Below are 12,714 nucleotides of genomic sequence, written 5' to 3'. Positions count from 1 at the left end.
ATGAAGGACTGGTTCGTCTATGTCCTGCTCAATGGGGCCCATATCGCCTATACCGGCATCGCCCTTGACGTGGAAGACCGGCTGGCCCGCCACAATGCGGGCGAGGGGGCCAAGTTCACCCGCGGGCGCGGCCCCTGGCGGCTGGCCCATGTGGAAGGGCCGCTGAGCCATGGCGACGCGCTACGGCGCGAAATGGCCATCAAGCGCGACGGCGCCTTCAAACGGGCGCTGAAACGTTCCGGCGTCTGACCACCAGTTCCAGTGCCAGGGCCAGGGCCAATGCTACGGCCCCAAGGGCGAACAGCGGCGGATAGGCCTTCTCCGTGGCGAAGACCCAGGACAGGCCATAGGCCCCCGCCGCTTGTCCCAGGGCGAAGGCGGCGGTGGTCCGGCTCCAGGCGGTGCGCTGGGCACCGAAATCGCCAGGCAGCAGTTCGCGGACACGGCCCAGCACCACAGGCACCACACCCGGCGTGAAGCTTCCCATGATGAGGGCGGACAGACCCAGCCATCCGATCTGGCTGGTGGTCGAGGCCAGTCCCACCACCAGGACCTGGGTCGCCAAAGCGCCGCGCAGAACCCTGCCGAAGCCGAAATGGTCTCCGAGCCGGCCGAGAATGACCGGACCCACCGTGGCTCCCAATCCGAACAGAAACCAGATGAAGGCGCCGCGCCCGATTCCCTGGTTCAGGCCGCGCGCCACGAAATCCACCAGAAACACCATATGCGGCACCAGTCCGAAGGCATTCAGCGCGTAGATGACCATCAGGGCGCGCAGGCGGGAATCCTTGAGGGGGGCGGCAGGAGTGCTTGCCGGTAGGACCGCGTCCTCGGGCCATCCGCTCCAGGCGGCCAGGGTGAAGCCCAGGCACAGCAGGCCGAGCGCGATCCAGGTGAAACTCATGCCCTGGGCCAGAAGCAGGGGCAGCAAGGTGGCCGAGGCCACGGCGCCCAGGCCCACGCCCATGAAGATCAGGCCCCCGGCCAGGCCGCGTCTCGATTCCGGCACATGGGGCAGGACCAGGGTGGCGGCCAGGACCATGATGACGCCTCCGGCCAGACCCGAGGCAAAGCGCCAGATGAAGAACCAGGCAAAGGGGGCGGGTTGGGCACAGACCAGAAAAGACGCGGCGATCAGGCCCATCATCACCTTCAGGGCCAAGGCAGGACCCAGGCGGCGCCCCAGGGCACGGGCCGACAGCGCACCGGCCAGATATCCGGCCAAATTGGCGGCGCCCAGATAGGCGGCGGCCGAGGCTTCGAACCAGCCTTCCACCACCAGGGCCGGAATCAGCGGGGAATAGGCGAAGCGGGCCAGACCGATACCCACCAGATTGGCAAAAAGCGCCGACACGGTGGAACGCCATGGCCCAGGATGGTGCATCACTTGCTCCTCTTATTCCTACAGACCTTATACCAGATTGCGATCATATGGGGCAGGGACGGTCCCGTGCCCAGGCCATCGAATAGGCGGTACGCGATATCGCTTGGGACCAAGAGGTATTGCATCGCAGTAAAGGGACGGGTATATAGCGGATCAGTGACGCACACGTACGTGCAAATGGCCCTTGATGGTTCTGCAACGACGGACGCGTCCTTTTTGGAAGAGCCGCCGGGTTCTTTGGCGGCGCCCGAAAGGGAGGTGGACATGTTCGTGACCTGCACGACGGGCGTTATCCCGGAAATTCTTCACAGTATGTGACGGCGGTCGCGGCCGATTCAGGTCGCCTGCCGCCGAATTCATCGAGCGCGGTCTCCGTAAGGAGCCCGTGATTGGGAGCGTTGTTGATGTCATCAGGTCCGGGCCTTACTGGCACCGGCCAGAACCGAGGTAAGGGGAGTACCGCTATGCGCACCATTGTCTTCAAGGGCCGTTTGGTCATCATCGGCTGCGGCAGCATCGGCCAGGGCATTCTGCCCCTCATCCTGCGCCATATCGAGATCAAACCGGCCCAGATCACCATTATTACGGCCTGCGAACGCGGCCGCGAGGTTGCCGCCGAATACGGCATCGAATTCATCAACAAAGCGCTGACCAAGGACGATTTCCGCGACCGTCTGACTCCCATGCTGGGCAAGGGCGACTTCCTGCTGAATCTTTCGGTGGATGTGTCGTCGACCGCGCTGGTCGAGCTGTGCCGCGATCTCGGGGTGTTGTATCAGGACACCTGCATCGAGCCTTGGGCTGGCGGATATACCGATCTCAGCCTGTCGCCGTCCTTGCGCTCCAATTATGCGCTGCGCGAAGAGATGTTGCGTCTTCGGGTCGACGCGCCGGTGCCGACGGCGCTTGTCACCCATGGCGCCAATCCCGGCCTGGTCTCCCATTTCGTCAAGCAGGCTCTACTGAATATCGCCGCCGACACCGGAATGGGCGCTGACGTGCCGAAGGACCGTCAGGGCTGGGGTGATCTGGCCTCGCGGCTGGGCGTCAAGGTCATCCATGTGGCCGAACGCGATACCCAGCAGGGCTCGACTCCCAAGGGACCCGACGAATTCGTCAATACCTGGTCCATCGACGGTTTCGTGGGCGAGGGCTGCCAGCCCGCCGAACTGGGCTGGGGCACTCACGAAAAGGAACTGCCCCCCGATGGGCGGCGCCACGATTTCGGCGGCGATGCGGCCATCTATCTGATGAAGCCCGGCGCCAGCCAGAAGGTGCGGACCTGGACGCCGGTGGAAGGCGCATTTCACGGCTTTCTCATCACCCATAACGAATCCATCTCCATCGCCGATTATTTCACGGTGAAGGAGGAGGGCCGGGTGGTCTACCGCCCCACGGTGCACTATGCCTATCACCCTTGTGACGCCGCCGTGCTGTCGTTGCATGAACTGGCCGGGAAGAACTGGGCCATGCCGTCCAAACAACGGCTGATGGTCAAGGAACTGGTCAGCGGAATCGATGAACTGGGCGTGCTGATCGCCGGTCATGCCAAGGGGGCTTATTGGTACGGTTCGCAGCTCTCCATCACCGAAGCCCGCGAACTGGCACCCCATAACAGCGCCACCAGCCTGCAGGTCACCGCAACGGTGCTGGCTGGCATGATCTGGGCGTTGGAAAATCCCATGATGGGAATCGTCGAGCCCGACGAAATCGATTTCCAGCGTATCCTGGAGGTCGCCCGGCCCTATTTGGGGCCGGTGGTGGGGGTCTACACCGACTGGACGCCGCTGGACGGACGCGGGGCTTTGTTCGCCGAGGATCTGGATACCTCCGATCCCTGGCAGTTCAAGAACGTTCGGGTGATCTGAAACCCTATTTGCAGACGAAGAAGCTGTCCGTCTGCTTTTCCTGCGGACAGGCCGTTTCCGGTTCGCCGTTGAGGCGCCGATCCTCGTTTGCGCGCGCGCATTGCTGGGCGGGGGTGTTTTCACTCCTGACCGCGATGGGCGCGCGGGTAAAGCCGCTAGGACAGGTCCGTTCTGCGGCGTGACGGCACGATTCCAGCTTCAAGGTATCGCCGCAATTGACGTGGTGATAGACGGAGCCATCGGGACGGCGGTAGGTCGTCACTTCGGCGCAGGCACCGAGCGACAGCAGCAGCAAGGCGAAAACGGCTCTTCTCATCCACCCCATCCTCCAATTCCCGGTCCGGCCGGGGGAACCGAGGATAACCGTCCCCAATCACGGATGCAAACGGCGGGGTGTCATGCCCCCCCGACCATCGGGAGGAAGGGATCCCTTCCAGGTACGGCGCATTTACAACCGGTACCGTGGCTCAAGCGGCGATCCCTCGACTTAGCTCGGGATGACAAGGTGAGTCACTTCAATAGCCGTGCGGCGTCAGATCCTGAGCCGGCTGGCGTGGCGGGCTTCCTCGCTGGCCTCGATGCCGACCGAGGCGATGGATTCCGCCAATCCGCCGAACCCCATCTGCCGGGCTTCCTGAGCAAGGTCCTCCAGAAGCCGGGCGATCTGCGCCGCCGCCGCCGCACTGGGCAGACCCGACGGGCGTTGTGCCGTGGTGAGCATGGCGTGATCCCTTCTTGTCTTGCGTCTTACGCCGTAACCGGTTGTTGCGGCTGGTTGTTCATATTGCTGTTGAGGACGAAGACCCGGATGGCCGAGGTCAGGCTGCTGGCCTCGTAGCGCCGCCGGGCGGTCTCGCACAGATCATCGACAGCGCAATGGGCTTCGTCGGCCATCACTTCCAGGGCGCTCCAAAATTCGTTCTCCAGTTTGACGCTGGTTCGCTTGCCCTTGACCCGGATATTGCGGCAGATGAGCGTCACCGGTCGTTTGCGCGGTGCTTCCTCACGGGTATAGGTCTGCGGATCGGCGAGCCGCTCGTCCAAGGTGTTGATGGCGACCTCGAGGATCGCCATCAGGGGCCCGTCATCACGTTCGAACGCCTTGTCGGCCAGACGCTTGAGCTCGATGCGGGTGTTGAGGTCGGCGATCATGCCTTGACGGTCTTGCCAATTCATGGAGCGCTACTCCGCGGCCGCGAGGTGAACGGGAGCCTTCAACTTGGCGAAGTCCCAATTGCCTTCCTGCTGCACAATCAGGGCTTCGAAATCAGGGTCCCCGAACGGACCGGCCTGAATGGAGCCCAGGTCGGGGCGGCGCGGAATGTCGTGAACGATGGGCACAAGGGTGCCGCGATACATATCGACGGCCTCGCCCGACTGGCGGCCTCCGAAGCGCTTCCAGAAATTGACCGTCTCCAGCCGGGCGCGCCCGGCGGCGATGCGGAACCCCTTCTGGCGGGCCAGATCCAGGGCGGCGCGGGCCAGGGAGGCCAGAACCTGATAGGAACGGTAGCGTCTGCGGATTCCGACCCGCTCGAGGAGGGCAAAATCGGCGAACCAGCGAACCCGGATGACACCGGCCGGATCGCCATCCACGAAAGCGATTAGGTGGGTGGCGACATAGTCGTTTCCGTTGAACTCGTCGAAATAGGTTATGTTATCCTCTTCGGCGAGAAAGACCGCTGCGCGAATGGCCATGGCCATGGCGAATTCATCGGGGGTGCGAGCAATCTTCACGGTAACCGACGCTCCGGACACCTTGCTACCGTTACGAACCTGCGTCGTCATCGGTAAATCTCCATACAAGAAACTTGATGGCGGCTATCTTGCCGCGATGTGCGGTGTTACGGTATGCCGTGTAATGTTAATACCGCGGGAATGGTGCGAAGGGGGTCATGGGTCAGTTTCGTCTGCATGACTGGAATGATGTCAGGTTGATCATCGCCTGTGCCGAGTACCGCAGCTTTGCCGCGGCGGCTGTCGCCATGGGCATCGATCAGACCACGGTCAGCCGCCGGATCAGCAATTTGGAGGCGGCCATCGGCCGGCCGCTGTTCACCCGCCGCAGATCCGGCGCCACGCCGACACCGGCGGGCGAAGCTCTCCTGGAGCGGGCGAGGGCCATGGCGGCCCTGGCCGACGACTTCGAAGGCGCCATGCACGGGCTCAAATCGTTCGAGACGCCCAAGGTGACCTTGGCGGCCAGCGAGGGGCTGCTGACCTATACCCTGATTCCCGCCCTGATGGGCCAGGACAAACATGAGTTGCCGCTCGACCGCAGTATGGTCAGGTCCCAATTGCCCAAGCTGGCCTTTTCCACGGCCCCGGCCAAGGCAGATATTTCCATCATGGCGACCTCTCCGGGCGATCTTCCTCGGGTAAGCGGCGCCGTCCATGTGCGCCGGGTCGGCACCATGAATTTCGTTCCCGTGGCCAGCCGTGATTTCCTGCATGAGTTGCGGGGCGTTTCCACGTTCGATGACCTGGCCGATCTGCCGCTGCTGGATATCGGGATCTACCGCGCCATCCGGGGCTTGGACGCCTGGAATGGCCTTGTGGCCGCCAAAGACGGTGATGGGGTGAGCGTGGCTCCCAATACGCCCAAGCTCCAGCGCCCCTTGCTGGGGGGGGGAGGGGGTGTCGATTCTTCCGGATTATTCAACCCTCTACGAACAGAGGCTGGAGGTCGTCGACGTGGATGCCCCCTCCATGGCGGTTTCCCTCTGGCTGGTCTCCCACGAGGATACGCTGCGCGAGCCGTCGGTTCGGGAATTGTATGATTTGCTGGCCGGGATGTTCACCGCTTCGTCATGGTACCGTGACAAATAGGATCGGTTCGCCGCCCCGGCCTTTCTGCATACTCCGGTATTCATCTGCATACTAAAAAAGGTTGCGTTTGATGTCGTCTCGGTTAATATGACGAAATGTAATTCACGCAATCAGGGGTGTCGTTTTGGTTAAGCGGAATGTATCGACCCGTGGGCGGCTTGAGAGTGGTGCCCCCAATCCTGTTGACGTCCATGTTGGTGGCCGCATGCGGCTTCGCCGGACTCTGTTGGGCATGAGCCAGGAGAAGCTGGGCGAAGCCATCGGTCTGACGTTCCAGCAGGTGCAGAAATACGAGCGCGGAGCCAATCGCATCGGCGCGTCGCGGCTGTTCGACCTGTCGCGGGTTCTCGACGTGCCTGTGTCCTACTTCTTCGACGATATGGCCGATGGCGTTCAGGCCCAAAGCCCGGTGAACATCATCAAGGGTTCTGTCGGCCTGTCCGAGGAGCCGGCGACCTTCGAGGCCGATCCCATGACCAAGCGCGAGACGCTGGAACTGGTGCGCGCCTATTACAACATCACCGATCCCCAGGTCAGAAAGCGTGTCTACGAACTGGCCAAGGCCCTGGCCGCCGTGGCCGGGACCGAGTAGTTCCGCTTTTACACGCGAGATTAGCGGCCGGGGCCTTGCTCCGGCCGTTTTCATTTCGGTCTGAATGGAGTGGGTCCTTGTCAATGGCCGCGCCCCGCGCCATTCTCGGGCCAGGAACCGCGTTTCCACCACCCGAACCGCAAGCCGCATCCCAATGGACGAAGCCCTAGACTTTCCCGAGATGATGGACACCCACCAGGTGGCCCGTTACCTGCGCGTCAAGGAACGCAAGGTCTACGAGTTATTGAAGGAACGGCGAATCCCCTGTACCCGTGTCACCGGAAAATGGCTATTTCCCAAAACCGAGATCGACGCCTGGCTGAAGCGCAACAGCGCGTCACCCTCCGATGCGCCGCGCCAGGGGGCTGTTCCCATGGTGGTGGCGGGCAGTCATGACCCTTTGCTGGAATGGTGTCTGCGTGAGGTCGGCGGCGGATTGGCCATGTTGCCGGGGTCGTCCATGGAGGGATTGCGGCAATTGGCCTTGGGCGAGGCGGCCATGGCGGGCGTCCATCTTCTCGACGCCGAAAGCGGGACCTACAATCTGACTCAGGTTCAAGATGTCCTGGCCGACCGCAATGTGGTGCTGATCGAATGGGCCTGGCGCCGTCAGGGGCTGGTGGTGGCGCCGGGTAATCCGCTGGGACTTGCCTCGGTTGCTGATCTGGTGACGGCCAAGGCTCGGGTCGTACTGCGTCAGGAAGGCGCGGGGAGCCGTCTTCTCTTGGATCGTCTGTTGACCGACGCGGGCTTGTCCGCCGAATCCCTGACCACGGCGCAGGTGCCGGTGCGCAGCGAAACCGATGTCGGTCTGGCCATTCTGGACGGGACCGCCGATGCCGGACTGGCGATTGCCTCGGTGGCCAAGAGCCTGCGGCTGGATTTCGTGCCTTTGCATCGTGAGCGCTTCGACCTGGCCATCGATCGCTGCGCCTATTTCGAGCCACCGGTTCAGGCCTTGCTGGCCTTTACCCGCACCGCGGAATTCGCACGCAGGGTAGAGTTACTGGGCGGCTACGATGTCTCGGGGATCGGTTCCATCCTCTGGAACGGCTGATCGTTCTGGTTGGGGCGTAACAGGCGCGAGGAACGCGGCACACCGCGTGGCCTTACCCCATCCCACCAGCGCATCAGGGCGCCGCAGCCGGGACTCAGTTCCTGGGCGATTCCGCACGTGACCTCGCGCCAGCGCTCCAACAGCGGGATTTCCACCGAGGTCAGCAGAGGGATGCCCTGGCTGACGGCGGCCATGATCTCGTCCATCAGGCCGCGTCCTTGGGATTCGAGTTTACCGAATTTGTTGACGATGATCAGGTCGGTCTCGGTTTCCATGGCGCGGCGCAGTACGGAACTGGCCTCGGCCACCGCCTGGGTATCGACGCGGCAGCAATTCGAGCCGATTCCCAAATCCTGGCTGATGCGGAAATGCTGGCCGTTGTCCAGGTCCACCAAGGTCCTGGTGCAGGTGCAGCCGCCGTTCGCCGCTGAATTGCGCTGGACCAGACCGCGCACGAAATAGCCTTGGCCCTGCAGAATGCGGGCAAAACCTTCCAAGGAGTCAGGCACGCCAGATTCCGGCGGCCGCACGATGGCACCGATCTTCAACAGTGGAACAACCTCGTCCTCGGACATGGAACTCCTGTCTTTCCACACGCTTCTATTATCAAGTGTATCATGAAGTTGTGGAGTTTCGACATCTGGCTTGCGGGATAGGTCCAAAGCAACAAAACTTTCCCAGGCAGTCATTATCGCTTGTGGTCGTAGGGTTGGCGTTGAACAATGAATCTTCCGTGCGGGAAGGAGAGGCTCGTGTCCATGGTCGCGATGCCCAGGATAATTGCTGAAAAGGCGAGGCGCGGCTGAATGCAGACCGGTGCCGCAGACAGGGCCGCCGATGACGGCATGGTGGTCGTTTCCGGAATCGAGCAGCGGCGGATCTCCGACTTGGTCATCCGTTATGCAGCAGCGGCTGTGATTGTATGGTCGGGTTTGCTGGGGCTGTCGCTGTGGTGGAATATCGCCCAGCAGAAGGCCAACACCTTCGACCTTGCCCGCAATACCGCCATATCCGCCTTTACCAAAGATCTCGCCTATCGCCGCTGGGCCTCCGGCCATGGCGGCGTTTATGTGGAGCCCAGTGAAAAAACACCGCCCAGCCCCTGGATGTCCCATCTGCCGGACCGCGACGTCATGACCAATGACGGGCGGATGCTGACCTTGATGAATCCGGCCTATATGCTGCGCGAGATGATGGCTGATTATGGCGATGATTACGGCATCAAGGGCCGCATCGTCGGCATCGTCACCCTTAACCCCAATAACGAGGCGGATTCCTGGGAGGCCGAGGCCATCCGCCAGTTTTCCGCGGGCGCCATTTCCGAAAAACTGGAACTTGCCGATTTGGGCGGCAAGCCGTATCTGCGGCTGATCAGGCCGTTCATGATGGAAGAAAGCTGCCAGAAGTGTCACGGCCACCTGGGCTTTCCCAACGGCTCGGTGCGTGGCGCCGTCGGGGTGTCGGTTCCCATGGAACCGTTCCTGGCGGTGCAAAACCAGTCCATTCGTGTCCAGGCCATTTCCCATGGGGCTTTTTGGCTGGTGGGCCTGCTGGGAATTGCGCTGATCGGGCGGCGCAGCGTCAGGCGCCTTACCGAACAAGCCGTGGCCGACGAAGAGAACCGGCTGGCCGCCCATGTGTTCAGCAATGCGCTGGAAGCCACAATCATCACCGATCCCAAGGGGCGCATCCTGCGGGTCAACCCCATGTTCACCGAGTTGACGGGCTATGGCGAGGACGAGGTCCTGGGCCGTAATCCCCGTGTCATCCGGTCGAACCATCACGACGCGGAGTTTTACGCGGAGATCTGGCAGTCCATCTATCGGGACGGACGTTGGCAGGGCGAGATATGGAACCGCCGCAAGGACGGACAGGTGTTCGTCGCCTGGGAAAGCATCGTCGCGGTCCATGATGACGCCGGGGCCATCCGCTATTTCATCGGCATCTTCCGCGACATTACAGAGCAGGTGGAGGCTCAGCGCCATATCCTGCGGCTGGCTCATTACGACGTGCTGACCGACCTGCCCAATCGCGTCTTGTTTCAGGACCGGCTGGAGCGGGCGGTGGTTCATGCGCTGCGCCACGACCGGCTGGCGGCTTTGCTGTTTCTTGATCTGGACGGCTTCAAGAAGGTCAACGACACGATGGGTCATCGGGCGGGCGACGATCTTCTTAAGGAGGTTGCCAACCGTCTGCGCACCTGCGTGCGTATGACCGACACCATTGCCCGTCTGGGCGGCGATGAATTCACGGTCATCCTGGACGAGATTTCGTCTGCCGGAGATGCCGCGGTGGTGGCCGACAAGATCCTGGCGTCGCTACAAGCCCCCATTACCATCGACGGGCGCGAGGTTTTCATCGGCACCAGCATCGGCATCAGCCTGTTCCCCGAGAATGGGACCACCGGCGACGTTTTGCTGAAGCACGCAGATACCGCCATGTATCAGGCCAAGGCGGCCGGCAAGGGGTGCTTCAATTTCTACTCCGCCGAAATGACCAAGCGCCAGGAGCATCGCCTCGACCTTGAAATAGCCCTACGCCAGGCGGTGGAAGAGGGGCAGTTCCTGGTCTACTACCAGCCTAAGAAATCCACTTCGGCCAACCGGGTGTGCGGTTTTGAGGCCCTTGTGCGCTGGCAGCATCCTCGCCTGGGACTGATCCCGCCCATGGATTTCATTCCCCTGGCCGAGGAGATGCATCTGGTGGACCGCATCGACCTGTTCGTCATGCGCCAGGCTTGCCGCAAGGGGCGCATCTGGCGGGAGGAGGGACACGACATCACCATTGCTGTTAACCTCTCTGGGGTTAACTTTTCCGCTGACGATCTTCCGGGGCAGGTGGCCAAGGTTCTGGAGGAAACGGGTTTTCCGGCTGAATATCTGGAACTGGAAATCACCGAAAGTTTCGTGATCGACCTGGCCGTGGATAAGAGGGAAGTCTTGCAGAGGCTGCGCGCCCTGGGTGTGAGACTGTCCATCGACGATTTCGGCACAGGCTATTCTTCGCTCAGCTATCTGAAGCGTCTGCCGGTCAACACCTTGAAAATCGACCGTTCTTTCGTGCGCGACATCGCGCGGGATTCGCGCGACATGATGCTGGTCTCCTCCATCATCGGCATCGCCCACAGCCTGGGGCTGAAGGTTGTGGCCGAGGGCATCGAGGATACGGATCAATTGGGTATTCTGGTCTCCCTGGAATGCGACGAGATTCAAGGCTATCTGATTGCCAAACCCATGCCAGCGGATATGGCTGGCGTCTTCCTTGACGGAGCCTCCGCCGACAATGTCACAACTCCCATCTGAGGCTCATCCCTCTTTCGGCGAGGCCGTCCGGGTCTGGGTGCGCATCGGCCTGCTCAGTTTTGGTGGCCCTGCCGCCCAGATCGCCACCATGCACCGCATCCTGGTGGATGAACGCAAATGGGTGGGCGAGGCCCGCTTTCTCCATGCGTTGAATTTCTGCATGTTGCTGCCTGGGCCCGAGGCCCAGCAGCTGGCCACTTATATCGGCTGGCTCTTGCACCGGACGCGGGGCGGCATCGTGGCTGGAACCCTGTTCGTCCTGCCAGGCTTCCTGGTCATGATGGGGCTGGCCGCCCTCTATGCCGGTTTCCATCAGGTTCCCCTGGTGGACGGATTGTTCTGGGGCATCAAACCAGCGGTTCTGGCCGTGGTGATCGAGGCCATCTTGCGCATCGGCCGCCGGGCATTGAAATCAGCGGAGAAAGTGGGCATCGCCATTGCCGCCTTTCTCTTCATCTTCCTCCTGGATCTGCCCTTTCCCCTGATCGTGCTGGCGGCGGGAGTTTGGGGCTTCCTGGCGGCCAGGGCGGGGCGGGCGGCTTTTCTGCCTGCCGAGGCCGGGGAGGGAACCAAGGGAGCCGCCGACCGCGCCGTCGATGAAGGGGCGGAGCATACCCGTCCCAACCGTGGACGAAGTGTTCGGACGGCCTTCATTTGCCTGATTTTGTGGCTTGCGCCGGTCGCCCTGGCCTTGTTTTGGGGGCAAGGTGCTTTCGGGGCCGTTGGCCTGTTCTTCTCCAAGATGGCTGTGGTGACCTTTGGCGGAGCCTATGCGGTGTTGGCCTATGTGGCGCAGCAGGCGGTAGAGGTGCATCACTGGCTGGCCCCGCCCGAGATGCTGGACGGTCTGGGGCTGGCCGAGACCACGCCGGGGCCGCTGATCCTGGTCAATCAGTTCGTGGGCTTTCTGGCGGGCTTTCGCAATCCTGGCTCCCTCGGGCCCTGGATGGGGGGCGTTGTTGGGGCCAGTCTTACCGTGTGGGTAACCTTTGTGCCTTGTTTCCTGTGGATTCTGGCCGGAGCGCCCTATGTGGAAGTGTTGCGCGGCTACAAGGCGCTGTCCGGCGCCCTGGCGGCCATTACCGCGGCGGTGGTGGGCGTTATCTTCAATCTCGGCCTGTGGTTCGCCCTGCATGTGCTGTTCGGCAAGGTCGATGAGACGCGGGCCGGACCGCTGCGCCTGTTCATCCCCGATCCGGCCAGTCTCGATCCGGCCGCCCTGGCCCTGGCGGTGGCGGCCGCCATCGCCATGCTGCGTCTGCATCTGGGCATGATTCCCACCCTGGCGGCGGCAGGGCTGTCGGGGATCGTGTGGAAGCTATTTCTTTTTCCGTAGGGCGGCGGCCGGGGCCAGTTCCTCGGCGGTCAGGCCGCGTCCCAACTGGCTTTCCAGATGGGGCAGGAGCTGAGGAAAGAATTTGAGCGGGGCCAGCATCTTGATGGCATTGGCGGCGCCGAGGTCATCATTGCCGGCATCACGGCGGCAGCGCTGCAGGACGGAGGCCACTAGCCAGTCGTCCCAGTCGTCCTGATCATAGCCCGAAGGCGGCGGCAGGCCGGCGAAACGCTTTAGCAAATCCATCAATTCCGACCGCGACATCTGCGCGACGGTCTTATCTTTATCGCTCATCCCCGATAGCCTGCCACTGTATTTCCCCGCCTCGATCCTACTCCCCCCATGC

14 protein-coding genes are annotated in these 12,714 nt (G+C 62.3%); 7 read left to right on the top strand and 7 right to left on the bottom strand.

The features are described from left to right. Positions 1-249, top strand: coding sequence for a GIY-YIG nuclease family protein (locus tag CCC_RS11125; RefSeq protein ID WP_009866625.1), 249 nt, complete (start codon positions 1-3; stop codon positions 247-249). On the opposite strand, the gene CCC_RS11120 is transcribed toward CCC_RS11125, so the two are convergent. After that, entirely contained in the window at positions 218-1,384 is a 1,167-nt protein-coding gene (locus CCC_RS11120; protein WP_041041297.1) for a YbfB/YjiJ family MFS transporter, read from the bottom strand. The two genes, CCC_RS11125 and CCC_RS11120, sit on opposite strands and share 32 nt — an antisense overlap. Before the next feature lie 464 nt (positions 1,385-1,848). Between CCC_RS11120 and CCC_RS11110 the strand changes: the two genes are divergently transcribed. Beyond that, the gene (locus CCC_RS11110; protein ID WP_041041293.1) at positions 1,849-3,252 is read left to right on the top strand and encodes a homospermidine synthase; all 1,404 of its coding nucleotides are present in this window, start codon (positions 1,849-1,851) and stop codon (positions 3,250-3,252) included. A 4-nt stretch (positions 3,253-3,256) separates the two neighbouring features. On the opposite strand, the gene CCC_RS11105 is transcribed toward CCC_RS11110, so the two are convergent. The 4 genes from CCC_RS11105 to CCC_RS11090 all read right to left on the bottom strand — a co-directional run bounded on the left by CCC_RS11105 (position 3,257) and on the right by CCC_RS11090 (position 5,040). Further along, complete coding sequence (locus CCC_RS11105) at positions 3,257-3,568, bottom strand: hypothetical protein (RefSeq protein WP_041041291.1); 312 nt, start codon at positions 3,566-3,568, stop codon at positions 3,257-3,259. Between the two features lie 216 nt (positions 3,569-3,784). Beyond that, a complete protein-coding gene (locus CCC_RS11100) occupies positions 3,785-3,973 on the bottom strand; it encodes a hypothetical protein (RefSeq protein WP_009863048.1) in 189 nt (62 codons plus the stop codon). Between the two features lie 26 nt (positions 3,974-3,999). After that, the gene (locus CCC_RS11095; RefSeq protein WP_041041284.1) at positions 4,000-4,428 is read right to left on the bottom strand and encodes a ribbon-helix-helix domain-containing protein; all 429 of its coding nucleotides are present in this window, start codon (positions 4,426-4,428) and stop codon (positions 4,000-4,002) included. A gap of 6 nt (positions 4,429-4,434) precedes the next feature. Beyond that, positions 4,435-5,040 carry a GNAT family N-acetyltransferase gene (locus CCC_RS11090; RefSeq protein WP_041041282.1) on the bottom strand — a complete coding sequence of 202 codons (606 nt, stop codon included), beginning with the start codon at positions 5,038-5,040 and terminating at the stop codon, positions 4,435-4,437. 107 nt (positions 5,041-5,147) lie between these two features. On the opposite strand from CCC_RS11090, the gene CCC_RS11085 reads away from it, so the two are divergent. From CCC_RS11085 to CCC_RS11075, 3 genes are all read left to right on the top strand, one after another. Next, entirely contained in the window at positions 5,148-6,032 is an 885-nt protein-coding gene (locus tag CCC_RS11085) for a LysR family transcriptional regulator (protein WP_236686361.1), read from the top strand. A gap of 173 nt (positions 6,033-6,205) precedes the next feature. Continuing rightward, on the top strand, positions 6,206-6,673 hold the full coding sequence (locus CCC_RS11080; protein WP_041041280.1) for a helix-turn-helix domain-containing protein: 468 nt from the start codon (positions 6,206-6,208) through the stop codon (positions 6,671-6,673). Between the two features lie 154 nt (positions 6,674-6,827). After that, positions 6,828-7,730: a helix-turn-helix transcriptional regulator gene (locus CCC_RS11075; RefSeq protein WP_041041278.1), complete on the top strand. Its 903-nt coding sequence runs from the start codon at positions 6,828-6,830 to the stop codon at positions 7,728-7,730. Here CCC_RS11075 and CCC_RS11070 read toward each other — a convergent pair. Continuing rightward, on the bottom strand, positions 7,688-8,305 hold the full coding sequence (locus CCC_RS11070; protein WP_052473106.1) for a DUF2478 domain-containing protein: 618 nt from the start codon (positions 8,303-8,305) through the stop codon (positions 7,688-7,690). The two genes, CCC_RS11075 and CCC_RS11070, sit on opposite strands and share 43 nt — an antisense overlap. Positions 8,306-8,536: 231 nt before the next feature. On the opposite strand from CCC_RS11070, the gene CCC_RS11065 reads away from it, so the two are divergent. Then, positions 8,537-11,032: an EAL domain-containing protein gene (locus CCC_RS11065; RefSeq protein WP_041041276.1), complete on the top strand. Its 2,496-nt coding sequence runs from the start codon at positions 8,537-8,539 to the stop codon at positions 11,030-11,032. Continuing rightward, positions 11,013-12,368 carry a chromate efflux transporter gene (gene chrA / locus CCC_RS11060; protein ID WP_041041275.1) on the top strand — a complete coding sequence of 452 codons (1,356 nt, stop codon included), beginning with the start codon at positions 11,013-11,015 and terminating at the stop codon, positions 12,366-12,368. The genes CCC_RS11065 and chrA overlap by 20 nt, the downstream gene beginning before the upstream one ends. Here the strand turns inward: chrA and CCC_RS11055 are convergent. After that, entirely contained in the window at positions 12,351-12,662 is a 312-nt protein-coding gene (locus tag CCC_RS11055; protein WP_009867215.1) for a hypothetical protein, read from the bottom strand. The genes chrA and CCC_RS11055 overlap by 18 nt on opposite strands. Positions 12,663-12,714: the final 52 nt, after the last annotated feature.

Source organism: Paramagnetospirillum magnetotacticum MS-1 (assembly GCF_000829825.1).
In the GTDB taxonomy this organism is placed as follows: Bacteria; Pseudomonadota; Alphaproteobacteria; order Rhodospirillales; family Magnetospirillaceae; genus Phaeospirillum; species Phaeospirillum magnetotacticum.
Note: the sequence above shows the minus strand (reverse complement) of the source record. Positions and strands in the feature narration are given on the sequence as shown.